This window comes from Streptomyces tuirus, assembly GCF_014701095.1.
GTDB classification, from domain to species: Bacteria; Actinomycetota; Actinomycetes; order Streptomycetales; family Streptomycetaceae; genus Streptomyces; species Streptomyces tuirus.
In genome coordinates this window covers 4,099,532-4,124,741 of sequence record NZ_AP023439.1, presented here as the reverse complement: position 1 = coordinate 4,124,741, position 25,210 = coordinate 4,099,532, and the positions used below count along the sequence as shown (strand labels likewise).

The 25,210-nt window shown below is 70.4% G+C and carries 26 protein-coding genes, 1 tRNA gene and 1 pseudogene; 12 read left to right on the top strand and 16 right to left on the bottom strand.

Annotation, left to right across the window (positions count from 1 at the left end):
- Window positions 1–86: 86 nt before the first annotated feature.
- Window positions 87–548, bottom strand: coding sequence for a RidA family protein (locus IGS69_RS18990; RefSeq protein ID WP_030846166.1), 462 nt, complete (start codon window positions 546–548; stop codon window positions 87–89).
- On the bottom strand, window positions 548–706 hold the full coding sequence (locus IGS69_RS18985) for a DUF4177 domain-containing protein (protein WP_097218487.1): 159 nt from the start codon (window positions 704–706) through the stop codon (window positions 548–550). The genes IGS69_RS18990 and IGS69_RS18985 overlap by 1 nt, the downstream gene beginning before the upstream one ends.
- A gap of 107 nt (window positions 707–813) precedes the next feature.
- Between IGS69_RS18985 and IGS69_RS18980 the strand changes: the two genes are divergently transcribed.
- Both IGS69_RS18980 and IGS69_RS18975 read left to right on the top strand, forming a co-directional pair.
- On the top strand, window positions 814–1,791 hold the full coding sequence (locus IGS69_RS18980; protein WP_190901385.1) for an ArsA family ATPase: 978 nt from the start codon (window positions 814–816) through the stop codon (window positions 1,789–1,791).
- A gap of 193 nt (window positions 1,792–1,984) precedes the next feature.
- Entirely contained in the window at window positions 1,985–3,412 is a 1,428-nt protein-coding gene (locus IGS69_RS18975) for an ArsA family ATPase (RefSeq protein ID WP_190901384.1), read from the top strand.
- A 141-nt stretch (window positions 3,413–3,553) separates the two neighbouring features.
- On the opposite strand, the gene wblA is transcribed toward IGS69_RS18975, so the two are convergent.
- Window positions 3,554–3,892, bottom strand: coding sequence for a transcriptional regulator WblA (wblA, locus tag IGS69_RS18970; protein ID WP_030846174.1), 339 nt, complete (start codon window positions 3,890–3,892; stop codon window positions 3,554–3,556).
- A 408-nt stretch (window positions 3,893–4,300) separates the two neighbouring features.
- Between wblA and IGS69_RS18965 the strand changes: the two genes are divergently transcribed.
- On the top strand, window positions 4,301–6,586 hold the full coding sequence (locus IGS69_RS18965) for a transglycosylase domain-containing protein (protein WP_190901382.1): 2,286 nt from the start codon (window positions 4,301–4,303) through the stop codon (window positions 6,584–6,586).
- Between the two features lie 285 nt (window positions 6,587–6,871).
- Here the strand turns inward: IGS69_RS18965 and IGS69_RS18960 are convergent, their stop codons facing one another.
- Window positions 6,872–7,336 carry a GatB/YqeY domain-containing protein gene (locus IGS69_RS18960; RefSeq protein WP_190901372.1) on the bottom strand — a complete coding sequence of 155 codons (465 nt, stop codon included), beginning with the start codon at window positions 7,334–7,336 and terminating at the stop codon, window positions 6,872–6,874.
- Window positions 7,337–7,472: 136 nt separating this feature from the next.
- Between IGS69_RS18960 and IGS69_RS18955 the strand changes: the two genes are divergently transcribed.
- The 5 genes from IGS69_RS18955 to IGS69_RS18935 all read left to right on the top strand — a co-directional run bounded on the left by IGS69_RS18955 (window position 7,473) and on the right by IGS69_RS18935 (window position 10,970).
- On the top strand, window positions 7,473–8,411 hold the full coding sequence (locus IGS69_RS18955; protein WP_190901370.1) for a metallophosphoesterase: 939 nt from the start codon (window positions 7,473–7,475) through the stop codon (window positions 8,409–8,411).
- Window positions 8,412–8,594: 183 nt separating this feature from the next.
- The gene (locus IGS69_RS18950; protein WP_190901368.1) at window positions 8,595–9,365 is read left to right on the top strand and encodes a Pr6Pr family membrane protein; all 771 of its coding nucleotides are present in this window, start codon (window positions 8,595–8,597) and stop codon (window positions 9,363–9,365) included.
- A 47-nt stretch (window positions 9,366–9,412) separates the two neighbouring features.
- Window positions 9,413–9,486: transfer RNA gene (locus IGS69_RS18945), tRNA-Pro, on the top strand.
- A 211-nt stretch (window positions 9,487–9,697) separates the two neighbouring features.
- Window positions 9,698–10,045: a GIY-YIG nuclease family protein gene (locus IGS69_RS18940; protein ID WP_232543775.1), complete on the top strand. Its 348-nt coding sequence runs from the start codon at window positions 9,698–9,700 to the stop codon at window positions 10,043–10,045.
- Window positions 10,046–10,076: 31 nt separating this feature from the next.
- Entirely contained in the window at window positions 10,077–10,970 is an 894-nt protein-coding gene (locus IGS69_RS18935) for a phosphorothioated DNA-binding restriction endonuclease (protein ID WP_190901364.1), read from the top strand.
- A 32-nt stretch (window positions 10,971–11,002) separates the two neighbouring features.
- Here the strand turns inward: IGS69_RS18935 and IGS69_RS18930 are convergent, their stop codons facing one another.
- A complete protein-coding gene (locus IGS69_RS18930; RefSeq protein ID WP_232543574.1) occupies window positions 11,003–11,530 on the bottom strand; it encodes a MerR family transcriptional regulator in 528 nt (175 codons plus the stop codon).
- A 166-nt stretch (window positions 11,531–11,696) separates the two neighbouring features.
- On the opposite strand from IGS69_RS18930, the gene IGS69_RS18925 reads away from it, so the two are divergent.
- Both IGS69_RS18925 and IGS69_RS18920 read left to right on the top strand, forming a co-directional pair.
- Window positions 11,697–11,873, top strand: a complete 177-nt coding sequence (locus IGS69_RS18925; RefSeq protein WP_190904779.1) for a hypothetical protein — start codon at window positions 11,697–11,699, stop codon at window positions 11,871–11,873.
- 234 nt (window positions 11,874–12,107) lie between these two features.
- Window positions 12,108–14,075, top strand: a complete 1,968-nt coding sequence (locus IGS69_RS18920) for a hypothetical protein (protein ID WP_232543573.1) — start codon at window positions 12,108–12,110, stop codon at window positions 14,073–14,075.
- Between the two features lie 131 nt (window positions 14,076–14,206).
- Here IGS69_RS18920 and IGS69_RS18915 read toward each other — a convergent pair whose 3' ends face one another.
- Window positions 14,207–15,382 (bottom strand): zinc-dependent alcohol dehydrogenase, encoded by a 1,176-nt coding sequence (locus tag IGS69_RS18915; protein ID WP_190901360.1) that lies wholly within the window; start codon window positions 15,380–15,382, stop codon window positions 14,207–14,209.
- Window positions 15,379–16,317 (bottom strand): SRPBCC family protein, encoded by a 939-nt coding sequence (locus tag IGS69_RS18910; protein WP_190901358.1) that lies wholly within the window; start codon window positions 16,315–16,317, stop codon window positions 15,379–15,381. Before IGS69_RS18910 ends, IGS69_RS18915 begins: the two co-directional genes overlap by 4 nt.
- Window positions 16,318–16,824: 507 nt before the next feature.
- Between IGS69_RS18910 and IGS69_RS18905 the strand changes: the two genes are divergently transcribed.
- Together IGS69_RS18905 and IGS69_RS18900 are read left to right on the top strand one after the other, a co-directional pair.
- Window positions 16,825–17,661: a DUF2182 domain-containing protein gene (locus tag IGS69_RS18905; protein ID WP_190901357.1), complete on the top strand. Its 837-nt coding sequence runs from the start codon at window positions 16,825–16,827 to the stop codon at window positions 17,659–17,661.
- A gap of 193 nt (window positions 17,662–17,854) precedes the next feature.
- Window positions 17,855–18,511: a DUF1326 domain-containing protein gene (locus IGS69_RS18900; RefSeq protein ID WP_190901355.1), complete on the top strand. Its 657-nt coding sequence runs from the start codon at window positions 17,855–17,857 to the stop codon at window positions 18,509–18,511.
- Window positions 18,512–18,552: 41 nt separating this feature from the next.
- On the opposite strand, the gene IGS69_RS18895 is transcribed toward IGS69_RS18900, so the two are convergent.
- From IGS69_RS18895 to IGS69_RS18860, 9 genes and pseudogenes are all read right to left on the bottom strand, one after another.
- Window positions 18,553–20,055 (bottom strand): peptide MFS transporter, encoded by a 1,503-nt coding sequence (locus tag IGS69_RS18895; protein WP_190901353.1) that lies wholly within the window; start codon window positions 20,053–20,055, stop codon window positions 18,553–18,555.
- 6 nt (window positions 20,056–20,061) lie between these two features.
- Window positions 20,062–20,901 (bottom strand): SAM-dependent methyltransferase, encoded by an 840-nt coding sequence (locus IGS69_RS18890; RefSeq protein ID WP_232543572.1) that lies wholly within the window; start codon window positions 20,899–20,901, stop codon window positions 20,062–20,064.
- Window positions 20,902–20,939: 38 nt separating this feature from the next.
- A complete protein-coding gene (locus tag IGS69_RS18885) occupies window positions 20,940–22,199 on the bottom strand; it encodes a cytochrome P450 family protein (RefSeq protein WP_190901349.1) in 1,260 nt (419 codons plus the stop codon).
- Between the two features lie 2 nt (window positions 22,200–22,201).
- On the bottom strand, window positions 22,202–22,555 hold the full coding sequence (locus IGS69_RS18880; RefSeq protein WP_232543571.1) for an antibiotic biosynthesis monooxygenase family protein: 354 nt from the start codon (window positions 22,553–22,555) through the stop codon (window positions 22,202–22,204).
- Complete coding sequence (locus tag IGS69_RS18875; protein ID WP_190901347.1) at window positions 22,552–22,878, bottom strand: antibiotic biosynthesis monooxygenase family protein; 327 nt, start codon at window positions 22,876–22,878, stop codon at window positions 22,552–22,554. The genes IGS69_RS18880 and IGS69_RS18875 overlap by 4 nt, the downstream gene beginning before the upstream one ends.
- Window position 22,879: 1 nt before the next feature.
- A complete protein-coding gene (locus tag IGS69_RS18870; protein ID WP_190901345.1) occupies window positions 22,880–23,629 on the bottom strand; it encodes an SDR family NAD(P)-dependent oxidoreductase in 750 nt (249 codons plus the stop codon).
- 29 nt (window positions 23,630–23,658) lie between these two features.
- On the bottom strand, window positions 23,659–24,375 hold the full coding sequence (locus IGS69_RS18865) for an SDR family NAD(P)-dependent oxidoreductase (protein ID WP_232543774.1): 717 nt from the start codon (window positions 24,373–24,375) through the stop codon (window positions 23,659–23,661).
- Window positions 24,376–24,402: 27 nt separating this feature from the next.
- Window positions 24,403–24,855: pseudogene (locus tag IGS69_RS34675) on the bottom strand (SRPBCC family protein); the annotation flags it as partial.
- Complete coding sequence (locus IGS69_RS18860) at window positions 24,855–25,118, bottom strand: acyl carrier protein (protein ID WP_190901343.1); 264 nt, start codon at window positions 25,116–25,118, stop codon at window positions 24,855–24,857. The pseudogene IGS69_RS34675 and the gene IGS69_RS18860, both read right to left, overlap by 1 nt.
- Between the last annotated feature and the right edge of the window lie 92 nt (window positions 25,119–25,210).

Genomic DNA, 25,210 nt, shown 5'->3' with positions numbered 1-25,210 from the left:
GACGGGCGGATGTTCGAGAGGCCCCGGGGGACGGAATCCGCAGCTGGGGCCATCGAAGAGGACGCGGGCGGGTGCGCGGCGTGGTGTTACGCGAGTTCCACCTGGATCTCGACCTCGACCGGTGCGTCCAGCGGAAGCACCGCGACGCCCACGGCGCTGCGCGCGTGCACGCCCTTGTCGCCGAGGACCTCGCCGAGCAGCTCGCTCGCGCCGTTCAGCACCGCGGGCTGGCCCGTGAAGTCCGAGGCGGAGGCGACGAAGCCGACGACCTTCACCACGCGCGCGATGCGGTCCAGGTCACCGGCGACGGACTTCACGGCGGCCAGGGCGTTCAGCGCACACGTGCGTGCCAGCTCCTTGGCCTCCTCCGGGGTCACCTCCGCACCGACCTTGCCGGTGACCGGAAGCTTGCCGTCCACCATCGGGAGCTGCCCGGCGGTGTAGACGTACGGTCCGGACTGCACGGCCGGCTGGTAGGCGGCGAGCGGCGGGACCACCGCGGGCAGGGACAGGCCGAGCTCGGCCAGTTTCGCCTCGACGGCGCCCACTACTGCTTCTCCCGCTTCAGGTAGGCCACGAGCTGCTCGGGGTTGTTCGGCCCGGGCACGACCTGGACGAGCTCCCAGCCGTCCTCGCCCCAGGTGTCCAGAATCTGCTTCGTGGCGTGGACGAGCAGCGGCACAGTCGAGTATTCCCACTTGGTCATGCGGCCGACTCTAGCCCCTGGCGGGCGGGGGCCACGCGGCCCACCACCGCACCGGTTGTCCACAGCCTCCCGCGTAGCTCGGGCACGGACTGGTTAGGCTCGAATACGTGAGCAGGCTCCAGGTCGTCAGCGGCAAGGGCGGTACCGGCAAGACCACGGTGGCCGCGGCCCTAGCGCTGGCCCTGGCCACGGAGGGGAAGCGGACGCTTCTCGTCGAGGTCGAGGGCCGTCAGGGCATCGCGCAGCTCTTCGAAACGGAGGCGCTGCCTTATGAGGAACGGAAAATCGCGGTAGCACCCGGGGGCGGGGAGGTGTACGCCCTCGCCATCGACCCCGAACTGGCCCTTCTGGACTACCTCCAGATGTTCTACAAGCTGGGCAGCGCCGGACGGGCCCTGAAGAAGCTCGGCGCGATCGACTTCGCCACCACCATCGCGCCCGGCCTGAGGGACGTCCTCCTGACCGGCAAGGCGTGCGAGGCGGTGCGCCGCAAGGAGCGCAGCGGGCGGTTCGCGTACGACTACGTCGTCATGGACGCCCCGCCGACCGGGCGGATCACCCGCTTCCTGAACGTGAACGACGAGGTCGCGGGCCTCGCCAAGATCGGCCCGATACACAATCAGGCGCAGGCCGTGATGCGGGTGCTGAAGTCGCCGGAGACGGCCGTGCACCTGGTGACGCTGCTGGAGGAGATGCCCGTCCAGGAGACCGTGGACGGCATCGCCGAGCTGCGTTCGGCCCGGCTGCCGGTGGGGCGGATCATCGTGAACATGGTCCGGCCGGAGGTGTTGGACGAGACGGACCTGGAACTCGTACGGACGGTCCCGCGTTCCACTGTCGCGAGGTCCCTGTCGTCCGCGGGGCTCGGCGGGGCGCGGCGCGGCGGGCACGCCGAGCGGCTGGTGGCCCCGCTCCTCACGCAGGCCGAGGAGTACGCCGAGCGGTACACGCTGGAGCACGAGCAGCGGGCGGTGCTGGCCGAACTGGCCCTGCCGCTGCACGAACTGCCGCTGTTCGCCGAGGGCATGGACCTGGCGGGGCTGTACGAGCTGGCCCGTGAGCTGCGCGAGCAGGGCGTGTCATGAGCCGGTACGGAGCGGCGCGTGTCACGAACCGGCACGGACAGCAGACGCGAGCAGCACGCGTCACGAGCCAGGACGGGCACGGCATGCGAGCAGGGCGTGTCACCAGCCGCGGCAGACACGGCACGCAAGCAGCGCGCGTCACCAGCCGCGGCAGACAGGCAAGGCCCGTCATGAGTCGGAAGCAGGGGATGTCATGAGTCGCTCGGACCCGGCCCACACCCACGACCCGGCCCGCCCGCGTCTCGCCCCCGCGCGCCTGCTCGACATCGACCCGCTGCTGGAGGACCCGAAGACCCGGATCGTGGTCTGCTGCGGGTCGGGCGGGGTCGGCAAGACCACCACCGCGGCGGCCCTGGGCCTGCGCGCGGCCGAGCGGGGCCGCAAGGTGGTCGTCCTGACCATCGACCCGGCCCGCCGGCTGGCCCAGTCCATGGGCATCGACTCCCTCGACAACACCCCGCGCCGGGTGAAGGGCATCGACGACTCCGCGGGCGGCGAGCTGCACGCGATGATGCTCGACATGAAGCGCACCTTCGACGAGATCGTCGAGGCGCACGCGGACGGCGAGCGGGCGGCCGCCATCCTGGGCAACCCCTTCTACCAGTCGCTCTCGGCGGGCTTCGCGGGCACGCAGGAGTACATGGCGATGGAGAAGCTCGGGCAGCTCCGCGCCCGGGACGAGTGGGACCTGATCGTCGTCGACACCCCGCCGTCCCGTTCGGCGCTGGACTTCCTGGACGCGCCCAAGCGGCTCGGCTCGTTCCTGGACGGCAGGCTGATCCGGCTGCTGACGGCACCGGCGAAGCTGGGCGGCCGCGCCGGGATGAAGTTCCTGAACGTCGGGATGTCGATGATGACCGGCACCCTCGGCAAGCTGCTCGGCGGTCAGCTCCTCAAGGACGTCCAGACGTTCGTGTCCGCGATGGACACCACCTTCGGCGGCTTCCGCACGCGCGCCGACGCGACGTACAAGCTGCTCCAGGCGCCGGGCACGGCGTTCCTCGTGGTGGCGGCCCCGGAGCGGGACGCGCTGCGTGAGGCCGCGTACTTCGTGGAGCGGCTGGCCGCGGAGGACATGCCGCTCGCCGGTCTGGTGCTCAACCGGGTGCACGGCAGCGGCGCCGACCGGCTGTCGGCCGAGCGGGCGCTCGCCGCCGCGGAAAATCTTGAAGAGCCCCGCATTGTGGATCAGGAGGGCGGGAAAGCAAGTCTTCGTAACTCCCCCGACGCACCCGACAGTTCAGACTCTCCCACGTCCGGAACACCAGCTCCGACTCCGGCATCGGCTCCCGAGGGTGGCTCCCCCACCGAAGGCGCCGGGCATGCCGAGGACATCGAGCACGCTGCGGTCACCGAGGACCCCGAGCGGTCCGTCGACCAGCTCACCGCGGGCCTGCTGAGGCTGCACGCCGATCGCATGCAGCTGCTCTCCCGTGAGCAGCGCACGCGTGACCGCTTCACCGCGCTCCACCCGGAGGTGGCCGTGACGGAAGTGGCCGCGCTCCCCGGCGACGTGCACGACCTCGCGGGACTGCGCGACATCGGCGACCGCCTCGCGGCGGGCGAGCGCGAGCTGCCCGACCCTGCCGACGAGCCGGAGTCACCTGAGGCGAGTGCCTGAGGCGCGCCTGCCCGAGGAGCGTGCCCAAGGGGCGTGCCCGGAGGACGGCCCGGCGAGAGCGAAGAACCCGTAGGTGACGGCGAAGGGCCCGGGGAGGGCCCTCAGACCTGACCTGGGAAACTCCCCGGAGGGAGGGACTCCTCAGCTCACCGCCGCGTAGTTCTCGTAGATCTCGTCGTCGTCGAGGGGCAGGACACCGCACCCCCGCTCGTACTCCGTGCGCGCCGTCTCCAGCAGCCGGCGCCAGGAGGTCACCGTGGGACGCCTGCGCAGCAGTGCGCGGCGCTCCCGCTCCGTCATGCCTCCCCACACACCGAACTCGACGCGGTTGTCGAGCGCGTCGGCCAGGCACTCCGTGCGCACCGGGCATCCGGTGCACACCGCCTTGGCCCTGTTCTGCGCTGCTCCTTGAACGAACAGTTCGTCCGGATCGGTAGTGCGGCAGGCCGCCTGCGCACTCCAGTCGACTACCCAGCCCATACCGGCGCCGTCCTCTCCCGAATCGAGGCTCCCCCACGGCGGCAGCGGCATATTCACCGCCGCCAGTTGAGGACGTTACGGAAGGTGGGCACAGCGCAACACCCCCAGCGGGCCCAATCTTGAATGGCCCGAACGGACTATGGGTAAGCGGCAGATCACCCGGGGGAGTGAGCTGGTGACATACGTAACTCTCCCGGCAAAACGGGACAGTTCAGTTGCGTCACACCGGACGCCGTATGACACACAAGGCGGATTCGGACACGCCCCCAACAAAAAAGTTGGAGAACACCCAGAACGATTCGGGGTCGCCGGACGTATTGATACGTGACCTCGCTGCTGTGACAGTTGAGAGCAGCTTAGGCCAAGGCCTATACGCCTGTCCGGCGAATGAGAACGTAGGCTGCCCTCATGCCAAAGAAGCGCTCGGGCGGTGGTCTGTCTCCCACGCAGCAGGCCGCCAAGTTCCTCGGTGTCAGTGTCCTCGCGGGAGCCGTGCTGGCCGGCATCGCGCTCCCCGCGGTGGGCGCGCTGGGGCTGGCGGCCAAGGGATCGGTCGAGAGCTTCGACGAGCTCCCGGCCAACATGAAGACCCCGCCGCTGAGTCAGCGCACCACGATCCTCGACGCCGACGGCGGCCAGATCGCCACGGTCTACTCGCGCGACCGCACGGTGGTCCCCCTCAAGGACATCTCGCCGTACATGCAGAAGGCGATCGTCGCGATCGAGGACTCGCGCTTCTACCAGCACGGCGCGGTCGACCTGAAGGGCGTCCTGCGCGCCCTCAACAAGAACGCGCAGACCGGCGGGGTCTCCGAGGGCGCCTCCACGCTGACACAGCAGTACGTGAAGAACGTCTTCGTCGAGGAGGCGGGCAACGACCCGACGAAGGTCGCGCAGGCCACCCAGCAGACCATCGGCCGCAAGATCCGCGAGCTCAAGTACGCGATCCAGGTCGAGGAGGAGCTGGGCAAGAAGAAGATCCTCGAGAACTACCTGAACATCACCTTCTTCGGCCAGCAGGCCTACGGTGTCGAGGCCGCCGCCCAGCGCTACTTCTCCGAGTCCGCCGAGGACCTCAGCCTGGAGCAGGCGGCCCTGCTCGCCGGCATCGTCCAGTCGCCGAGCCGCTACGACCCGGTCAACGACGAGGCGGAGGCCACCAAGCGCCGCAACACCGTGCTGCAGCGCATGGCGGCCACCGGCGACATCTCCCGGGCGCAGGCCGCCGACGCGATGAAGGCACCGCTCGGCCTGAAGGTCAGCAAGCCCAAGAACGGCTGCATCACGGCGGTCAAGGGCGCGGGCTTCTTCTGCGACTTCGTGCGCGAGGTGTTCCTGACCGACCCGGTCTTCGGCAAGACCAAGGAGCAGCGCGCGAAGATCTGGAACCAGGGCGGCCTCACCATCCGCACGACCATGGACCCGCAGTCCCAGAACGCGGCGCAGCGGTCCATCAAGGACCACGTCTACAAGAGCGACGAGGTGGCCACCGCCGCCTCCATCGTCCAGCCCGGCACCGGCAAGATCCTCGCCATGGGCCAGTCGCGTCCGTACGGCTTCAAGAAGAACGAGACGCAGATCAACCTCTCCGTCGACCAGTCGATGGGCGGCGGCATGGGCTACCAGCCCGGTTCGACGTTCAAGCCGATCGTGGCCGCCGCGGCCCTCGAGGACGGCATGCCGGCGAACAAGGTGTACCCGTCGCCGTACCGGATGGCGTACCCGAGCCCGGTCTCGGCCTGCGACGGCAAGCGGTGGGTGAACGACCCCAACAGCCCCGCGAAGCTCCAGAACGAGAACTCCTCCGAGGTCGGCCCGTACGACATGCGGGAGGCAACCGCCAAGTCGGTCAACACCTACTACGTGCAGATGATCAGCGACATCGGCATCTGCCCGGTGACGACGATGGCCAAGAAGATGGGCGTCGTGCGGGCCGACGGCGACAAGATGCCGCAGGTGCCCTCCATCGCCCTCGGCACCCAGGAGATGTCCCCGCTGACCATGGCGAACGCGTACGCGACCTTCGCCTCGCGCGGCATGTACTGCACGCCGATCGCCATCGAGTCGGTCAACCGGCGGATCGGCGACAAGACCACGTCGCTGGAGGTCCCGAAGTCGACCTGCTCGCGCGCGATGTCGGAGAACACCGCCGACACGATCAACGCGCTGCTGAAGGGCGTCGTCGAGGACGGCACGGGTAAGAAGGCCGGCCTCGGCAGCCGCCCCAGTGCCGGTAAGACCGGTACGACGGACGAGCGCTACGCGGCCTGGTTCGTGGGCTACACGCCGAACATGGCCGGCGCGGTCTGGGTCGGCGACCCCGCGCACAAGCGCAAGATGGTCGGCATCACCATCGGCGGCCGGCCGTACGGCAAGGTCTTCGGTGGCGAGGTCCCCGGCCCGATCTGGGGCGACATGATGTCCGGCGCGCTGGAGGGCAAGCCCGTCGAAAACTTCAACTCCGTCCACATCCCCGACAGCAAGCCCCGGGACCGCGGTGACGGCGACGGGGACGGCGGCCGGGACGACGGGGGCAACGGCGACGACGGCGACGGCGGCTTCATCGGCGGCCTGGTCGGCGGCAACAACGGCGGAGGCGGCGACGAGCCCACGCCCTCGTTCTCCATCCCGGAGGGCTTCATCCGGGGGCAGGGCAACGGCGGGGGGAACGGGAACGGCGGCCGGTTCGGCTGAGCCGGCGGCGTGACCTGACTGACCTGACGCGTCGAAACGGCCCCCTCTCACCCGGCGTGGGTGGGAAGGGGCCGTCTTCGTCCTCATCCGCGTGGCTGGGGGCCGTCTTCGTCCTCATCCGCGTGGCTGGGGGCCGTCTTCGTCCTCATCCGCGTGGCTGGGGGCCGTCTTCGTTCTCACCCGCGTGGTGGGAGAGGGCCGTCTTTCTCACCCGCATGGGCGGGAGGAGGCCGTCTTTCTCACCCGCGTGGGTGGGAGGGGGCCGTCGTCGTTTCGACTGGACGGTCAGCCGGCCAGCAGCTTCTTCACCGCGGCGGCGACGCGGCCGCCCTCGGCCTGCCCGGCCACCTTCGGGTTCACGATCTTCATGACCGCACCCATGGCCCGCGGCCCCTCCGCACCGGCAGCCTTCGCCTCCTCGACGGCCTGGGCGACGATCTCCTGAAGCTGCTCGTCCGACAGCTGCTGCGGCAGGTACGTGGCGAGGACCTCGCCCTCCGCCTTCTCCCGCTCGGCCTGCTCGGGGCGACCACCCTGCGCGAAGGCGTCGGCCGCCTCACGCCGCTTCTTCGCCTCCCGGGCGATCACCTTCTGCACCTCGTCGTCGGAGAGCTCGCGCTTCTCCTTGCCCGCGACCTCCTCCTTGGTGATCGCGGCGAGCGTCAGCCGGAGCGTCGAGGAGCGCAGCTCGTCGCGCTCCTTGATCGCAACGTTGAGGTCTTCCTGCAGCTTCGACTTGAGCGTGGTCATGAGGTCGATTGTCGCAGGTGCGGGAGCAGCGGCGCCCCTCGATTTGCGGGGCGGCCGTCTAATGCCCGGCGCGGTCAGGGGATTTCGGGGCACCGCCCGGGCACGGACGACGGCCCGGGTCTGACACGATGGTCGTATGCGCGCGCGATATGGAGTAACCCTGGGAATCGCGGCGGCTGGCGCCGCCGGACTGCTGTACTCGGCGGGCTTCGAGGCCCGCTCCTTCCGCCTCCGCCGGGTCACCGTCCCGGTCCTGCCCCCGGGAATGCGTCCCCTGCGTGTACTGCAGGTCTCCGACATCCACATGGTCGGCGGCCAGCGCAAGAAGCAGCGCTGGCTGCGGTCCCTGGCGGGCCTGCGCCCCGACTTCGTGATCAACACGGGCGACAACCTCTCCGACCCGGAGGGCGTCCCGGAGGTCCTGGACGCGCTCGGCCCCCTGATGGAATTCCCCGGCGCGTACGTCTTCGGCTCCAACGACTACTACGGCCCCAAGCTGCGCAACCCCGCCCTCTACCTCCTCGAGAAGGCCCAGGGCCGCCACGGGCTCAACGGCAACGCGCCGGCCGAGGGCGTCGTGCACAACCCGTGGGAGGACCTGCGGGACGGTTTCGACGCGGCGGGCTGGCTCAACCTCACCAACACGCGCGGCGAGCTCAAGCTCGAGGGCGGCTCGGTGGAGCTCACGGGCCTGGACGACCCGCACATCAAGCGGGACCGCTACGCGCAGGTGGCCGGCGGCCCGTCCCAGTCGGCGGACTTCTCCATGGGCGTCGTACACGCCCCGTACCTGCGCACCCTGGACGCCTTCACGGCCGACGCCTACCCCCTGATCCTTGCCGGCCACACCCACGGCGGCCAGCTGTGCATCCCCTTCTACGGCGCCCTGGTCACCAACTGCGACCTGGACACGGACCGGGTGAAGGGCCTGTCCACGCACACGGCGGAAGGCAACACGTCGTACCTCCACGTGTCGGCGGGCTGCGGCACGAACCGCTACACCCCGGTACGGTTCGCGTGCCCGCCGGAGGCGACGTTGCTTACGTTGGTGGGGCGCGAGGGTTCGGGGAGGTAGGGGGAAGGGGCGGCCGACCTGGGTGAGGCGGCCCGGGTGAGGCGGCCCGCGGGAGAGGTCCAGGCAGACCGGCCCGGGTGAGACGGCCCAGGTGAGACGTCCATGGGCGGAGCGGCCCGGGTGCGTAACCCGCACAGCCCCGCCCACATCGCCCCCTATGTCCGTTTCTGTCAGCGTGGGGGCATGACCGCCCCGATACCCCGGGACATCCCGGACCTCCCAGCGATACCGTCCCCGCCGGCGCTGAAGCCCGCCCCTGTGCCGGCCACGGCCGTCGTCACCCCGGTCCGCCGCCCCGCGGCCGCGGCCTTCCGCCTGCTCATCGCCCTCGCGGCGACCGCGGGTGTCACTGTCGAACTGCTCCTCGGCGACCCGTCCCGGGTCCTGAGCTCCTTCGCGATCCAGAGCAACTTGCTGCTGGCGCTGGTCATGGCACTCTCGGCGCGCCGCGCATGGACAGCGAGCCGGCCCCTGCCGGGTGCCGTACTGGGCGCGACGCTGCTCTACGTCGTCATCGCGGCCCTGGTGCACCACCTGCTCCTGGCGAACGCGGCGAGCCCGTTCTCCCTCACCGGCGAGGGCGCCACCCCGACGGACCGGCAGGCCCTCACCCACGCGGCGCTGAACACGGTGACCCCGATCATGGCGGCACTGGAGTGGCTCCTGCTCACGTCCCCCGGCCGCATGCATCTCCGCGATGCCAGCACCTGGCTGCTCTACCCCATGGCCTACCTGGCCTTCTGCCTCACCCGGGGAGAGCTGCTCCTCCCGGGGACCCCCGACCGCTACCTCTACCCTTTCCTGGACGTCGGCCAGGACGGCTTCAAGCGCGTTCTCGGCAACGCCCTCCTCCTGGGCCTCTCCTTCTACGCCCTGGCCGTGCTCCTCGTGGGCCTCGACCACGCCCGCCCGAACCCCATCCGCCACCGCGGCAAAACCGGATTTCGTCTCTAGCCACCGGTGGGCTAAAGTAAACGTCGTCGCCGCGACAGCAGCGACATCGGGGTGTAGCGCAGCTTGGCAGCGCGCTTCGTTCGGGACGAAGAGGTCGTGGGTTCAAATCCCGCCACCCCGACAGCCGTAATAGCAGGTCAGGCCCGGTACTGAGAGATCAGCACCGGGCCTGCTTTGTGTTGTGGCCCTGTGTGGGAGCTATTTGGGAGCCAACTGGGTGTGATCTTCGAGATCGGTTCCCAGGTTGGCTCCAGAGGAGTGGCATTCCTCCTCCTCCTAGCCCCGAGCTCGCCGCCACGGCTCGCGCGCTCAGGAACCGGGGCTTGGTGACCATGCTCAGGAAGAAGGGGCCCAGCCAGACCCGCCACGGTGCCACCCACGCGAACAGCCTCCACACTCGCGCGGTACGCCCAGTGCTCGTCGGCAAGGACGCGGTCGGCCTGGAGACGGAACTCCACCGGCAGTTCGCCTCCCGGCGGGTCAACCAGGTCAACAGCCGCAAGGAGTTCTTCTATGCCACCCTGGCGGAGGTGCGGGACGCGCTTCAACGGTTCGCAGGACAACATCTGATCGAGTTCACCGAAGAGCCCCAGGCACTGGAATGGCGGGCCGGGCGGCACGTGGGCGAAGCCGGTGCGCCTGCCGCGCGCGCAGGAGGAGTTGTGGCCCCGACAGCATGATGTGCGGCAAAGCGTCACTACGATCACCGTCATGGACTGGCTGGAGCGTGCCGCGAAGCTGAGGCAGTGGAGCCGAGACGGGGTGCGGGCGCCGCACAAGCCGTTGCTGCTGCTGTACGCGCTGGGCCGTTTTCAGGCGGATGCCGCGGACGAGTTGCCGTACAGCGCGGTGGAGTCGGATCTGAAGCAACTGCTGGTGGAGTACGGTCCGCCGCGCGCGACCACGCCCGCCTATCCCTTCCACCATCTGGTCAGCGACGGAGTGTGGGAAGTGCGGACCGAGCACGGCGCCAGCAGCCCGGGCACCGGGGTGCGGGAGCTCCGGGCCAGCCGAGCCACTGGGCGGCTGGCCCCGGACCTTCAGGTGGCGCTGCGGCGGGAACCGTCCCTTCTCGGCCGCATGGCGAGGGTGCTGCTGGATCTGCACTTTCCGGCGTCGCTGCACCAAGACCTATGCGACGCGGTGGGCCTGGAACTGGAACTGGCGGAGACCGATGCCCTGGCAACACCCGGGCGACGGCTTCGAAACCGACGGATGCGGGAGATGGTCCTGACCGCGTACGAGTACCAGTGCGCCTTCTGCGGCTACGACGGGATGATCGCCACGGCGCCCGTCGGGCTGGAGGCCGCACACGTGCGCTGGTGGGCGTTCGACGGCCCGGACGACGTCGACAACGGACTGTGCCTGTGCTCGCTGCACCACAAACTCTTCGACAAGGGCGTCCTCGGCATAGGCGACGGCCACCGCATCCTGGTCTCTCGGCAATTCATCGGCCGCAGCCCGACTGCCCGCGAGCAGGTCACCGCGCTCGCCGGCCGTCCGCTCATAGGCCCTCAACCCGGCACCCCGCCCATCGCGGCAGCCCACCGCTCCTGGCACACCAGCCAGGTCTTCCACGGCAGCCCACGCCCCACCGCCGCGTGACCCGGCGATCGGGAGCCAGTAGGGAAGCCCGGTCAGCGACACCGAGTCATTCCCGGCCCCGCTTGCAATGACGCGGGGATCCTCGTGCCTTGGATGACCGGTTCCCCACCTCGGACCGACTCGTCGACCGCGACGTGCTCACGGGGGGTGAGCAAGGCAGGAATGCTGCGGCCATCCTTGTAGAAGGGAGCCAGAACATCGACCATCTGGTGGATGACCACGTTGCCCCCCTTGATCAGGTCCACGGCGTGGTCGGGCTCGGCCAGGTAGATGGTGTCCGGGCCCGCCACGAGTTTGTACGAGGACAGGTGCTTCCACTCGCCGAGGTCTTCCCGGAGTGTGTTCAGCGCACGGCGGATCTTCTGCAACGAAGCCTCTTCGCGCAGCTGCACACAGATGCGGAGTGCGACAACGTCGCGGAACGAGTAGAGGATCGGCCTCTCGCTGGAGATCTCGGGCACGAGCACGGCATCCTTGGGCCCTGAGGCTCGGCGCCAGTGGGAGAGCTGGCGCAGCGTCGCGCCGGAGAGTGCCGCGGCGAGTTTGGGTTCGTACGACACCGCGCGCCTCCTTCCACCCCTGCCGATACGGGCCGAACGTACCCCATTCTCCTGGAAGCCACTCGGCGCAGAAGCCGAAGGGCCCATTCAGGGGGCTTGGCACTCGTCCGCGGCATTTTCGGCCACTCACCGGCGGTACCCGGCTGCGCCGCGTAACCTCGCGGACTTGGGGGCATCACCATCCGGTGCAGGTCAGGACGCCGACGAGGGGGCGCGACGGCGGCTGGACGCGTACACGTATCTCAGCGCGCCCGAGCGGCTGGAGCACGTCGCGATCATGCGGGTGTTCTGCGGAACGCTGCTGGCGCCGGGCCATGACCGCCCTCGGCGTCGCACTCCATGAGGAGGCCACTCTCGACCTTCTGGTGGATGACCTGTCACATCAGATGTAGGGACGTCGGCGCCATGCCGAACTCCCGGAACCAACCCGCCCCGCGGGCCCCTCCAGGCCCGTATGTCGGTAACCGCCCTCACTGTCAGTCCCTTTCGGCATGATTGACGCCCACACCTGGTACACCACCGTGCCCGGGTGGGTCCGATCAGAGGCCAGAGGCACGGTGTCGGAGATTGGAGTCCGATGGCCGCGGCGGAATCACGTACGTCCCTGCCTTTCGATTTCCTCCGTACGGTCATCGCACAGACGTCCGGCGACTCCCCGCCCACGCGCATGGCTGTCGAGGCGATACGCACGGCGCCCCAGGGCACGGACCGGGACGGCCTGCTCATGGCCCTGCTCACGGGACCGCTCGCGCAGTCGGCACCCGAGTGGCTGTTGGCCACGGCGGTGGAGAGCGACCTGAATCGCGAACCGCAGCCGTATAGGACGCCCGGCCACATGGAGTTGGCCTGTGTCGCCCTGTCGCACCCCGCCTGCCCGGACGAAGAAAGGGTGCGACTTCTGCGAGAGTGCACTGAGGCGCAGCTCGGTGGGCTTGGCCGGAGAGAGAGTGGGGCAGCACTCATCCGCGCCGTCGTTGCCGAGCTCCACCGCCGCTCGGCAACGGGCCTGACCATCACCCCCGAACTGCTCACCGCTCCGACGCCCGCCCAGCTCGTACTCGGTGAACACGGCTTGCACGAGGACGTGTTCGTCGCAGCCCTCGACTGCCTCCCGTCCGGGCCGGACAAGCATGACGGCGAAGAAGACGTCGAGGCGTGGCTGGAGCGCCACCGCGCCGCATCCGATGCTTGGGACAACATGTGGTCCGGCATCCTCCGGGCGCAGAAGGAGCATCACCGCCCCCTGCTGGCCTGGTCCGCGCAGCACCCCGCCGCCGATCGCGTGGTGCGCGAGCACCTGCTGAGTTCCTTGCCGTGGCACGTCGAACCGGCCTTGCTCGAGGAAGTCGCCGCACATGACCTGGAGCGCTTCGATCGAGCGGTCCTGCTCACCCGGATCTCCCGGTCCTGCCGGGACGGGCTCACGCCCGCGCAAGCACGGGAGCGCTACGCCGAGGAGCTGGCGGCTGCGTCCCAGGAGGAGCGGGACTACGTGGAGCGATTCCTCGACGAGGAGATGCAGTCCGGGTACATCCAGACCATGGCCTGCCGCTCCGCTGTCGCCTGGGTGGAGCGCGCAAGCAGGCAAACCTGGCGGTTCCTCCTCAACCCCAGCGAGGCCCGGCGTCTCGGACGGCCCCGGGAATGGCTGGCGTCCGAAGAGCTCGTCGCCGACCTCGGCACTCGGTTCGCGACCATTTCCCTTACTGCCTTGAGCCTCTGGGAGCCGGACCCCGATTCGCGCCATCCGGTCGTGCGTGATCTCGGCTGGTTGCATGCCCTGCTTGTACATCTCCCCGAAGTCCCGGACGAGGCGCGGCAGAAAGCACGTCTCATGGTGCAGGAAACCAGGCGGGCCCTGTCCGCCCGGTCCGGTGCGCGCGACTACTCCTCCTCCGGCCGTTCCGCGTGGGAGGAGAACCGACGGGCCAATGAGCTGATCGCCACCATCATGCCGCTCATCACCGATCCCGTCCCCGCCTTGCCGGGCCGACGCACGGCCTCTCTCGGCGACCCGCAGGACATCGGTTTCAAGAAGCTGGCGGACGCCGACGAGAACGTTCTCGCCGCCTACCTCGACCGGCACACGGGCAACGACACGCTCGTCGAGGAGGCCCTGCTCTCCTTCGCCGCCCGCTCCTACCGGAAGTCCCTCACCTTCGACGACGTGCTGGCCCGCCACTCCGCCCCACAGCACACACTGCTCGATCTGACACTGCACCTGCGTAGGCGCCTGGGCGGCGGACCAGACCTTCGTGGACGCTGGGCCGAGATCATGCTGGCCCGGCCCGAGTGCTCTGCGGAGTTGCTCCGGCTGCTGCCTGCCTGGTCAGCGCTGAAGGCCCGTGGCCCGCGCTACGACACGACTCATCCCGCAGTCGCCGCCTACGTCACCGAGGCGCTCGGAGACAGTGACGAGGCGTGGCAACGGTTCGCGGCAAGCCCCATGTCGCACGCCGGCCCGGGCGCCTGGCATCGGCTCGGGGATCTCCTCGACGCGGCAGTTGAGGGGGCCGCGTGGCCGACGCCTCCGCAGGGACGATGACAGCAGCCATGTCGATCGGTCTCAGTCCGGGAGCCGACAGTCCGACCCTGGTGACCAGGGGCCGGGCCGGAGAACGCGTAGCCGTTGGGGGCGTCACGGGCTTTTGGTGCCGCAGTTCGTCGGTGCTTTCCTCACGGTTTGAGGACGACCTTCTCGCAGTTGTCCTTCTTGTTTTTGAACAGGTCGTAGCCGGTCGGTGCCTCGGTCAGGGGCAGGCGGTGGGTGATGATCCGGGTGGGGTCGATCTTGCCCTGCTCGATCATGGCCAGCAGCGGTTGCATGTACCTCTGCACGTGGCACTGGCCGGTCCGCAGGGTCAGTGACCTGTTCATCCAGGCACCCGCCGGGAACTTGTCGATCATCCCGCCGTAGACGCCGATGACCGAGACCACGCCGCCGCTCCGGCAGGACATGATGGCCTGGCGCAGGGCGTGCGGCCGGTCGGTCTCGGAGCGGACCGCCTGCTTGGCGCGGTCGTAGAGGTGGATGTGGGAAGCCCCGTGTGTGGCCTCCATGCCGACCGCGTCGATGCACTTGTCGGGGCCACGGCCGCCGGTGAGTTCGAGCAGGGCGGACCGTACGTCGGTGTCCTCGAAGTTGATGGTGGTGTAGCCCTGGGCGGCGGCCATGTCGAGGCGGTAGGTCTCCTTGTCGATGGCGATGACCTTCTCCGCGCCCAGGACCCGGGCGCTGTCCATGGCGAACTGGCCGACCGGCCCGGCGCCCCAGACGGCGACGACGTCACCTTCCTCGATGTCGCACATGTCGGCGCCCATGAAACCGGTCGGGAGGATGTCGGACAGGAAGAGCACCTGCTCGTCGCTCAGGTCCGATTCGATCTTGAGGGCGTTGGTGTCGGCGAGCACCACCCGCGCGTACTCGGCCTGGCCGCCGGCGAAGCCGCCGGTGAGATGGGAGTACCCGTAGATGCCGCAGGTGGGATGACCGAACATCTTCTCCGAGATGCCGGCGTTGGGGTTGCTGTTCTCGCAGCACGAGTACAGCTCCGCGCGGCAGGACGCACAAGCGCCGCAGGCGATGGGGAAGGGCACCACGACCCGGTCGCCGACGCGCACTTTGCCGTCGCTGATGCCGGAGCCGACCTCGACGACTTCTCCCATGAACTCATGGCCCAGGATGTCGCCCTTCTCCATGGTGGGCACGTAGCCGTCGACCAGATGGAGGTCGGAGCCGCAGATCGCCGTGGAGGTGATTTTCACGATGGCGTCGCGGCTGTTCAGGATCGAGGGGTCGGGGACGTCCTGCACCTCGACCGAGTTGCGTCCCGTCCAGCAGTTGGCCTTCATGACAGGGCCTCCTTCAGTTCGTCCTCGGTCAGCGGTCGGGCGGGGTGCTGCGGGAATTCGCCCCGGGCCCGCTTGCCGCCGGGTGCGCCCTCGGAGCGGACGACCTCACCGATTTCCGCGATCTGCTTGAAGCGGCGAAGGTCGTCGTCCAGTTGCTGGTGCGGCTCCTCGCCGAAGTAGCGCGCCGCCGCCTGGCCCAGCGGCCCCCCTGGCAGGTCGTAGCGCAGGGACACGTGTATCTCCGTGCCCCGGCCGCCTGGGGCCGGCACGAAACGGACTTCGCCGGAGTTGTCGATGTCGGCACCGTCCACCGAGCGCCACGCGATCAGTTGGCCCGGGACGTCCTGGGTGATCTCGGCGTCCCATTCGACGGTCCTGCCGAACGGCGCGCCGGCGCGCCAGTGACTGGTGCGCGGGCCGGTCACGCGCACCTCGTCCAGGTGCACCATGAACTCCGGCAGTCGCTCCAGGTCCTTCCAGAGGGTGTACACCTCGTCCGGGGACCGGGTGACGGTGGTGGCCGCGGTCAGTTCCATGGGGCTGCTCCTACGCGTGCGGGTCACGGCCGCGTAGACGTCCGTGGCGGTGATGGCGGTGACCGCGGCCGTCGCAGCGACGGTGCGTCCGAGGCCTCGACCGTCGTGGTTCTTCAAGGCCCGGCCGAGCATCGTCAGATCCATGAGGTCGCCGCCGACGCGACCCCAGAGCCAGACGGGATGCGGCCGTCCCAGCAGCCCGGCCGCCGCCGCCAGTTCGCGCACGCCGACGGCCGTCGTGGCCGTTCGGTGCCGGGGGGCGTCGCCCACGCCCAGGGCCCGCGCGAAGCCCGCCGGGGCGACGACCTGGGGCACGCCCAGGGCCGCACTGGCCCAGCCGAGGCCACGCACGAGCGGATCGTGTCGCAGGCTGGAGGTGGAACGGGTGTCTGTAGTCATCAGTGCTCCTCGCGTGCGTCGCGTGCGATGAGGTGAGGTGAACGGTAGGCGGGCCGCTTCAGGGGGCCCACGGCCCCACAGGTGGCAACGCCGGCGTATCCGCGCGATCCGCGTCCAGGCGGCCGACCGCGGGTGAGGAAGGCCCGCCCGGAGTGGTGCCGGAGCGGCTGACGACTCTCGAGCTTGCGAGGACGGAGTCCGTGGTTTCGGCACGCGTGCGCGAGGCGTTCACCTGGAAGAAAAGAGAACGGTTGTTTCGCCCGGTCCGCCGGGCGGAGCACCGGTGCTCCGGCGGCGTGCGGTGCGAGTCCCCGCCAACCTACGGCCGAAACAGTCACTCATCGTGTGAATCAGGTGCATTTCCCGCCCGCCAGAGCGACCACCGTGCAGCATCGTGCAGTCATGCGGTGAGAGGAGATCGGTGGGGAGCTGTCGTAGCCCCCTCGGCCCGGTCGCGTCGCAGATGTCGCTGTGCTGTGCTGGAAGCAGCCGCAGGAGGCGACACCGATGCATGGCAGCTGGGCTACCGCGTTCGTACCCTCCCGGTCGCCCGCCCCGACCGGATCGGGCGGGACGTTGCTGCCCACGCGGGATCTCCTCGCCGGATGGGCCCTCGTCGTCGTGATCGCGGTCCCGGCATGGGCGCTGACCGTCGGGCAGGCCCAGGACATGGGGGTCGAACCCGGCACCATGGGGATGGCGCTCCCCCTGTTCCTGCTGCTCTGGGTGACGATGATGGCGGCCATGATGCTGCCGTCCATGGCACCGGTGGCCATCACCTGGGTGCGAGGTATCGGACGGCAGTCCTCCGGCTGGACCCGGGCCGCCCGCACCATCGAGTTCGTGGGCGGATATCTGCTGGTGTGGACGGCCTTCGGGCTGCTCGCCTACGGGGCCCTCGCCCTCACCGGCGACCTGGTGGACGACCATCCGACCGCCGGACGCTGGATCGGCTCGATCGCCTTCCTGCTCGCCGGCCTGTATCAGCTCGGGCCGCTCAAGCACGTCTGCCTGCGGCACTGCCGCGACCCGCTGGGTCATCTGGTGCGCTACGCCGGCTTCCGGCGACCCGCCCGCGACCTGCGGGTGGGCGTCCACCACGGCGCCTACTGCGTCGGCTGCTGCGCCGGGCTGATGGTCGTCCTCATACCCCTCGGCGTGATGAACGTGGCGGCGATGGCCGGACTGGCCTTGGTCGTCTTCGCGGAGAAGCTGTGGTCCCGCGGCTTGCTTCTCTCCGGCGTCGTGGGTGTCGCCTTCCTCGTCCTGGCCGTGCTCGCACCGTTTCAGGACTGGCTGCTGCCGGGGCTGCAGGGCTCGATGCCGCCCATGGACGGCATGTGATCCCGAGTCCCACCGCTCTCCGGCCGTCATCGAGTCGCCAGAGGCACGATTGCCGACGTGGAACGGTTTCCCGCCCGGGGCGTGAGGTGCAAGCTGGAAGGGAGGCCACCCTCCCGATCCCGGGAGCGGACTCGGGACACGCGGTCTCGCCACTCCGAGTGAGCCCCTTCGGGCTCGGCAGGAGGGAAGCGAGATGACAGAGCAGGCCACCACCGGCACACGCTGGCACCTGGCCGGCGACTGGTTCGATGTGTGCAAGTGCGCCATACCCTGCCCCTGCACGTTCGCGCAGCCCCCGACCTACGGCGACTGCGAAGGCGTACTGGTCTGGCACATCCGGGAAGGCACCTTCGGCGACCTACGGCTCGACGGTCTCAACGTCCTGATGCTCGGCTCCTTCGAGGGCAACCCGTGGGCCGGCACGCACACCGAGCCCTACGCCGCGGTCTTCCTCGACGAACGCGCCGACGACGAGCAGCGGGCCGCGCTCGGGGCCGTCTTCGGCGGTGAGGCGGGCGGATGGCCGGCCCAGTTCGGGGAGATGTTCCACCCGGAGATGCGCGGCATGGACATCGCCCCCATCGTCGTGGAGATCGACGAGGACCTCGCCACCTGGCGAGCCGAGATCCCGGGCCGTGTCACGGCGAGCGCCGAGGCTCTCACCGGCCCGACCACGCCGGACGGCGCTCGCGTCGAGGTGCACAACGCCCCGGGCGCCGAGGTCGGGCCGGGCCAGGTCGCCACGTGGGGCCGGGCGACGGTCGACCGCGCCGACGCGTTCGGCTTCACCTGGGAACGCTCCGGCAAGTCGAGCAAGCACTTCTCCTTCGACTGGAGCGGCCCTGACTGAGGAGGCGGCCCGTCTGGGCTGAGGGCTCCGGGTCCTGGGGCTCAGGTGCCAGGGTCCGCCGGGAGGGCCAGGAGTACGCGCAGGCGGGGGGCGCCGAGGGCGATCGTCGTGCCGACTGCCAGGACGAAGATGCCGAGCAGCAGGAAGTATGTCGCCGGCGTCAGCACCGTGGTCAGCCGGAACAGCTGGCCTCCCACGACCACTCCCACCGCGCCGAACAGGCCGTTCACGGCGAGCAGGCGGCTGGTGCTGCCGGGTGGGGCCACCGCTGCGGCGAGCGCCAGACCCGCGGGGGCGAGTGCGATCTCGCCGCAGGAGTACAGCAGGTAGACCAGCAGCAGCCAGTGGGGGCCGACCGGGCCGTGCTCGGCGAGCGTGGCCGCGACCGCCATCAGCACAAAGCTGGAGCCTGCCGCGATCAGCGCGCCCGCGAACTTGACCGGCACGTCCACACGCGGCACCCGTGGCCAGAGCCGGGCGAAGAGCGGGGCGACCAGCAGGACGAAGAGCGGATGCACGGACTGGAACCAACTGGCGGGGACCTCGAAGCCGAGCAGGTCCCGGTCGGTGTGACGCTCGGCGAAGAGGCTGAGCACCGAACCGCTCTGCGCGAAGATCATCCAGAAGGCGGCCGACGCCGCCATCAGCACGGTGAAGCCGGCGAGCCGGCGCCTGTGGCCCGTGCCCGGCGCATGGGCCCGGCGGAGTGAGCTCAGGTACCAGAACGGGAGGGTGACGGTCGTCAGGCCGAGGACGGCGAGCACCACGGGGAGAGGCAGCAGTCCGCAGGACGCCGGCACCACCATGAGCGCGCCCACCGCCCCGGTGATCCACGCGGCGCGCCGGAGCATCGCTGTGGCCTCGGGGCGCGGCACCGGGCGAGGTGGACGCGCGCCGACGTCCCCGTACCGGCGCAGGCCGAGTGCGAACTGAATCAGTCCCGCCGTCATGCCGACGGCGGCCGCCGCGAAGCCGAGGTGCCAGGCGACGCGCTCGGCGAGCAGCCCGGTGACGACGGGGGCGATGAGCGCGCTGACCTGGATGCACATGTAGAAGAGGGAGAAGGCCGCCTCGCGGCGGCCCTCCCCGTCCCCGCTGACCGCTGCGACCATGGCCGCCATGGCAGGCTTGACCAGGCCCGTCCCCGCGACGACCAGCAGCAGACCGGCGTAGAGCGAGCCCGTCACCGGAACCGCCAGCACCGCGTGGCCGCAAGTGATCAGCGCACCGCCGAGCAGCACGGCCCGGCGCGCGCCCAGCACCCGGTCGGCGAGCCAGCCTCCGGGCAGACCGGCCATGAAGCTGAGAGACATGTACGCCGCGAAGATCGCGGTGGCCGACTGCGGCGCCATGCCCATGCCGCCGCGCGCCTCGGAAGCGGTCAGGTAGAGGACCAGGATCGCCGCCATCCCGAAGAAGCTGAACCGCTCCCACAGGTCGACGGCGAGCAGTGTGCCGAAGCCGGGCCCGCGGTCACCGGCCCGCGGTGGTGCGGAGGTGGTGGCGGTCGGCGGGGAGTCCTGTGGGGTGAGGGACGTGTCCACCGGAGATCACCGGGCCGGTTTGACTGCCACTCCGGCCAGCATGGCGAGCGCCGGGTCGGGAGTCTCGGCCGGTTCGGGGCGCCACAGCGGGGCCCGGACCACACCGGGCGCCACCAGCTCGAAGTCCTCGAACAGCGCGGCGAGTTCCCGGTTGTCGCGCCAGATCACCTGGCTCACCGCGCCCCGGTACTGCTCGGCCGCCTCCGGCGCCGTCCTCGGGACCTCCTCCGCGCCGGCGTGCGAGATCACCAAGGCGCTGCCGGGCGCCAGCCGCTCGGTGTACTGGCGCACCAGGGCGAGCGGGTTGTCGCCGTCCGGGACGAAGTGCAGTACGGCGGCGAGGATCAGCGCGACCGGCCGGTCGAAGTCGATCAGCCGACGGGTTTCCTCCGCCTCCAGGATCTCCCGGGACTTGTACAGGTCGCCCTGGAAGACGGCCGCCCGGGGTTCGCCGGCGAGCAGCGCCCGGCCGTGCGCGACGGCCACCGGGTCGATGTCGACGTAGACGACCGTGCTGTCCGTGTGGGCGGCGAGGGCCACGTCGTGCACGTTGCCCTCGGCCGGGATGCCGGAGCCGATGTCGAGGAACTGGCGTATGCCGAGCGCGGACAGCTCGCGCACCGCGCGGCGCAGGAAGGCGCGGTTGGCTTTGAGGGTGGCCGGGAGGTCCGGGTTGCCGGCCGCGACCTTGCGGGCGAGTTCCCGGTCCACCGCGAAGTTGTGGGTGCCGCCGATCCAGTGGTCGTAGACCCGGGCGATGCTCGGGGTGTCGATGTCGACCTCCGGCGGGGCCCAGGCGGGGCGTTCGGTGGTCCGGGGTGCCGGCCCGGTGTCCTGACGTTCCACGGGTGTCTCCTCCAGTAGGGGCGGGGCGGGGTCGGCGCTCATGCCGTGAACACCGGCAGTTCTTCGAGGCCGCGCATCATCAGGCTGCTGCGCCAGCGCAGTTCGTCCGCGTCCGCGCCGAGCCGCAGCCCGGGAAGGCGCGTGAACAGGCGGCTGAGGACGATCTGGCCCTCCAGCCGGGCGAGCGGGGCGCCCAGACAGTGGTGGATGCCGTGGCCGAACGCGACCGAGCCGGACTGGACGCGGGTGATGTCCAGGCGGTCCGGGTCGGGGTAGCGGTCGGGGTCCCGGCCGGCGGCGCCGATCGAGATGGTCACGAACTCGCCCTCGGGGATGGTGACGGAGCCGACCTCGACGGGTTCGGTGGTGAAGCGCCAGGTGGCGTTGGTCACCGGACCGTCGTAGCGGAGGAACTCCTCGACGGCCGCGGGCCACAGCGACGCGTCCACCGCGAGCTGCTCGCGCACCCCGGGGTGCGTGAGCAGGGCCAGGGCGCCGTTGCCGATGAGGTTGACGGTGGTCTCGTGGCCCGCCACCAGCAGCAGGAACGCCATGGAGATCAGCTCGTCGGACGACAGCTGGTCGCCGGCGTCCCGGGCGTGCACCAGGTCGGTGAGCATGTCGTCGGCCGGCTCGTTCCGCTTGGCCTCGATCAGCTCCGTCAGGTACGTGATCATCGACGCGCTGGCCTCGCGCACCTCGTCGGTGCCCGCGCCGGAGACGAGCAGGTTGGACCAGCGGCGGAAAGCGGCCCGGTCGTCCGGGGGCACACCGAGCAGCCAGCAGATGACCGTGAACGGCACGGGGAAGGCCAGGGCCTCCATGAGGTCCAGCCGCTCGTGCCGGGCCATGGCGTCCAGCAGTTCGTCGGTGAGTTCGGTGATGCGCGGCCGCAGGGACTCGACCCGGCGCGCGGTGAAGGCCCGGCCGACGAGCCGGCGCAGCCGGGTGTGGTCCGGCGGGTCGCTGTCCAGCATGTGCACGCTGAGGACGTGCGGGAACTGGCTGCGCTCCCCCGACTCCGCGAGGAACTCCTGCCGCTTGCCGGGGTCGGCGAAGTTCCGCGGGATGAGGTCCCGGCCGACCCGCATGTCCTTGCTCAGCCGGGGGTCGGCCAGCAGGGCCCGGGCGTGCTCGTGTCCGGTGACCAGCCAGGTGCGCAGGCCGTTCGGTGTCATGACGGGCACGGCGGGCGCGGTGCGCCGCAGGCCGGCCAGCGCCTCGTGCGGGTCCTGGTGGAAGGCCGGGGTGAACAGGTCGGCCGGCGGGGCTGCCTGCCGGGCGTCCGTGCGTGCCATGCTCAGACTCCTTCCGTGACGTCGGCGGCGGGGGTGACTACCCGGTCCCCCGGATAGCTGGCGAGCTCCCGGTAGATCTCGAAGGGCCGGTCCCGGGCGGTGTCGCGCAGCGGCCGCAGCGGTGCGGTCTGGTCCTTGTGGGCGGGCCCGCTCTCCCAGGCGGTGAACGCCTCCCAGCCGGTCCAGCGGCTGACCACGACGTAGGAGCGCGGTTCGCCGAGCGCGTGCAGCAGCTTGTTGCCGAGCAGGCCGGCGGTGCCCGCCATCCGGCGGCTGGCCTCGTGGTAGGCGGGCAGCACCCGGTCCGGGTCGTCGCTCAGGTGGTAGAGCACCACCTCGATGGCGCCGGCGGTCACGACGCGGCGCCGGCCAGGGCGGCGACGACGTGCATGGTCGTCATGGAGCCGCCGCTGCGGTACGGGTGCAGCTTCTGACGGTGTTCCAGGTGACGGTCGCTGGTCTCGAACTCGCGGAACAGCGCTTCGTCGACCCAGTCGCTGACGATGTAGTAGATGCCGTCCTCCTCGGCGCTGCGGGACAGCCACTGGCCGAGGTTGGCGGGGTGGGTGGTGACCGAGTCGCCGACCTCCTGCCACACCTTCTCGAACTCGTGCTCCATGCCGGACTTGATCTGCATGCGCAGCATGACCCGGAAGACCTTCTCGGCGGGCTCGGGCATGTCAGATCCCCCCGTCGACGTTGAGGGTCTCGCCGGTGATGTACGCGGCGGCGTCGGAGAGCAGGAACAGCACCGGTCCGGCGAGTTCCTCGACGGTGCCGAGGCGGGCCAGGGCCGTTTTCCGGGAGTAGGTGGCGCGCAGTCCGGCGGCGCGCTCGGCGGGCATGTCGGCGAAGGCCTCGGTCTCGATGACGCCGGGGGCGACCACGTTGACCCGGATGCCCTGCGGGCCGAGTTCCTTCGCGAGGGAACGGGTCAGCCCGATCATGGCGGCCTTCGCGGCGGTGTAGTGAGCGCGCAGCGGTATGCCCGCGGCGGCTCCGCGCGAGCCGATGTTGACCACCGAGGAGCCGGTGCCGAGCAGCGGCAGCGCCTGCTGGATGATCCGGTAGGCGGCCGTGAGGTTGGTGTCGAGGATCCGCCCCCACTCCTCGGCGGGCAGTTCCGCGAACGGGATGTGGCTGATCACGCCCGCGTTGTTGACGATGCCGTCGAGCCGTCCGAAGCGGTCCTTGGCCTCGCCGACGAGACGGTCGGCCTCGGCGGTCTCGCCGAGGTCCGCGCGGATCACGTGGTGGTCGCCGGCGGTCTCCTTCAGCGCGGCGATCAGGCTGTCGACGGCCTCGCTCTCCTGCCGGTGGCAGGTGAGGATGTCGGCGCCCGCCCGGGCCGCGGCGAGGACGATGCCCCGGCCGATGCCGCGGGTGCCGCCCGTGACGAGCAGTTTCCTTCCGTGCAGTGCGAGTTCCACTGGGGTCTCCTCCTTGGCCGGGCCGCGGCTCAGACGCAGCCGTCGACGTGGATGTTCTGGCCGGTGACGTAGCCGGCGTGGTCGCTGATGAGGAACAGCACGGTCCGGGCGATGTCGTCGACGGTGCCGAGCCGGCCGAGCGCGGTGAAGGAGGCGAAGGCGGCGCGCTGCCGCTCGGCCTCCTCGGGGGGCAGTTCGTCGAGCGCCTCGGTGGCGATGCGGCCGGGCGAGACCGTGTTGACGCGGATGCCGCGCGGCCCGAGCTCCCGGGCCAGGGAGCGGGTCATGCCGACCAGCGCGGCCTTGACGGCGGTGTAGTGGACGCCGCCGGCCATGCCGATGAAGGCGACCGTGGAGCCGACGTTGATCACCGAGGATCCGGCGGAGAGCAGCGGCAGGGTGCGCCGGGTGACCAGGTGGGTGGCGGTGAGGTTGCCCTGGAGGGTGTCGGCCCACTCGGTGGGTCCGAGGTCGGTGTACGGCTGGGGGCGGAACGTCCCGGCGTTGTTGACGACCGCGTCCAGTCCGCCGAGGCTCGCCTCGCACGCGGTGGCCAGCCGGTCCACGTCCGTGGCGTCGGCGGCGTCGGCCCGCAGCACCTGGTGCTTGCCGGGGGTGCCGGCGAGTTCCTCCTCCAGCGTGGCGACGGCCTCGCCGGGGGTGCGGTAGCAGGTGATGACGTCGGCACCGGCCCGGGCCGCGGCGAGGACGATCCCCCGGCCGATGCCCCGGCTGCCGCCCGTCACCAGGACGCGCTTGCCCCGGAGTTGCCGGCCGGCCCGGGCCGCGGTCTCCACCTTGGCCTTGATCAGCCGCATCTGGACGGCGGTGTTGCGGTTGAGCCGGGCGGTCATCCCGGCGTCGTCGATCGGGGCGTCGGGCTTCATCGCGAAGTCCTGGATCCAGCGCATCCGTACGCCGCCGGGCACCTCCTCGTACTCCCAGCGGATGTCCATGTGCGCGAAGGGGCCGGTCTCGACCCGGCGGGCCACGACGGTGCGGGTGGCCGGGTCGGGGGTGCGCTCGGAGACCCAGCTCCAGACCGTGCCGTTCTCGTCCGGGTGCAGGGCGAGGCGGAAGGTGACGGTGTCGCCGTCCCGGCCGAGGATCTCGGCGGAGGCGTACTCGTCGAACAGCCGCGGCCAGGCGGCCACGTCGTTGGTCATCGTCCACACCAGGTCCATCGGTGCCTCGACGACGATCGCGTTGTCGGTGTGTCCCGCCATCAGACGCGAGCCTCCGTGAGCCGGGCCTGGACATAGGTCAGGGCCTCAAGCGGGGTCTGGGTGTGCGCGAGGTCGCCGTCGGGGATCTGGATGCCGTACTCGCGCTCGATGCGGTTGACGAGTTCCAGCAGGGCCAGGGAGTCGTAGCCGAGGTCGGCGAAGGAGGTGCCGGCGAAGTGCTCGCCGTCCAGGTCGGTCTGCTCGTCGACCCCGCCGCTCGCGCGCAGGATTCGCCGGATGTCGTCGAGGGTGAAGTCCGCCATGAGAAGCCTTTCGTGGGTGGTGTGTGGGCTGCGGGTGTGTGGGGGCCGGTCTCGCGGTTCTCCTCGCCCCTGGCCGGGCCGCGACCGCGGAT

What these genes read in the sequence shown, in the direction of transcription:
- IGS69_RS18985 (WP_097218487.1), bottom strand. Translation starts at nt 706, where the DNA reads ATGACCAAGTGGGAATACTCGACTGTGCCGCTGCTCGTCCACGCCACG.
- IGS69_RS18975 (WP_190901384.1), top strand. Translation starts at nt 1,985, where the DNA reads ATGAGTCGCTCGGACCCGGCCCACACCCACGACCCGGCCCGCCCGCGT.
- wblA (WP_030846174.1), bottom strand. Translation starts at nt 3,892, where the DNA reads ATGGGCTGGGTAGTCGACTGGAGTGCGCAGGCGGCCTGCCGCACTACC.
- IGS69_RS18965 (WP_190901382.1), top strand. Translation starts at nt 4,301, where the DNA reads ATGCCAAAGAAGCGCTCGGGCGGTGGTCTGTCTCCCACGCAGCAGGCC.
- IGS69_RS18960 (WP_190901372.1), bottom strand. Translation starts at nt 7,336, where the DNA reads ATGACCACGCTCAAGTCGAAGCTGCAGGAAGACCTCAACGTTGCGATC.
- IGS69_RS18955 (WP_190901370.1), top strand. Translation starts at nt 7,473, where the DNA reads ATGCGCGCGCGATATGGAGTAACCCTGGGAATCGCGGCGGCTGGCGCC.
- IGS69_RS18950 (WP_190901368.1), top strand. Translation starts at nt 8,595, where the DNA reads ATGACCGCCCCGATACCCCGGGACATCCCGGACCTCCCAGCGATACCG.
- IGS69_RS18940 (WP_232543775.1), top strand. Translation starts at nt 9,698, where the DNA reads ATGCTCAGGAAGAAGGGGCCCAGCCAGACCCGCCACGGTGCCACCCAC.
- IGS69_RS18935 (WP_190901364.1), top strand. Translation starts at nt 10,077, where the DNA reads ATGGACTGGCTGGAGCGTGCCGCGAAGCTGAGGCAGTGGAGCCGAGAC.
- IGS69_RS18920 (WP_232543573.1), top strand. Translation starts at nt 12,108, where the DNA reads ATGGCCGCGGCGGAATCACGTACGTCCCTGCCTTTCGATTTCCTCCGT.
- IGS69_RS18915 (WP_190901360.1), bottom strand. Translation starts at nt 15,382, where the DNA reads ATGAAGGCCAACTGCTGGACGGGACGCAACTCGGTCGAGGTGCAGGAC.
- IGS69_RS18910 (WP_190901358.1), bottom strand. Translation starts at nt 16,317, where the DNA reads ATGACTACAGACACCCGTTCCACCTCCAGCCTGCGACACGATCCGCTC.
- IGS69_RS18905 (WP_190901357.1), top strand. Translation starts at nt 16,825, where the DNA reads ATGCATGGCAGCTGGGCTACCGCGTTCGTACCCTCCCGGTCGCCCGCC.
- IGS69_RS18900 (WP_190901355.1), top strand. Translation starts at nt 17,855, where the DNA reads ATGACAGAGCAGGCCACCACCGGCACACGCTGGCACCTGGCCGGCGAC.
- IGS69_RS18885 (WP_190901349.1), bottom strand. Translation starts at nt 22,199, where the DNA reads ATGGCACGCACGGACGCCCGGCAGGCAGCCCCGCCGGCCGACCTGTTC.
- IGS69_RS18875 (WP_190901347.1), bottom strand. Translation starts at nt 22,878, where the DNA reads ATGCCCGAGCCCGCCGAGAAGGTCTTCCGGGTCATGCTGCGCATGCAG.
- IGS69_RS18860 (WP_190901343.1), bottom strand. Translation starts at nt 25,118, where the DNA reads ATGGCGGACTTCACCCTCGACGACATCCGGCGAATCCTGCGCGCGAGC.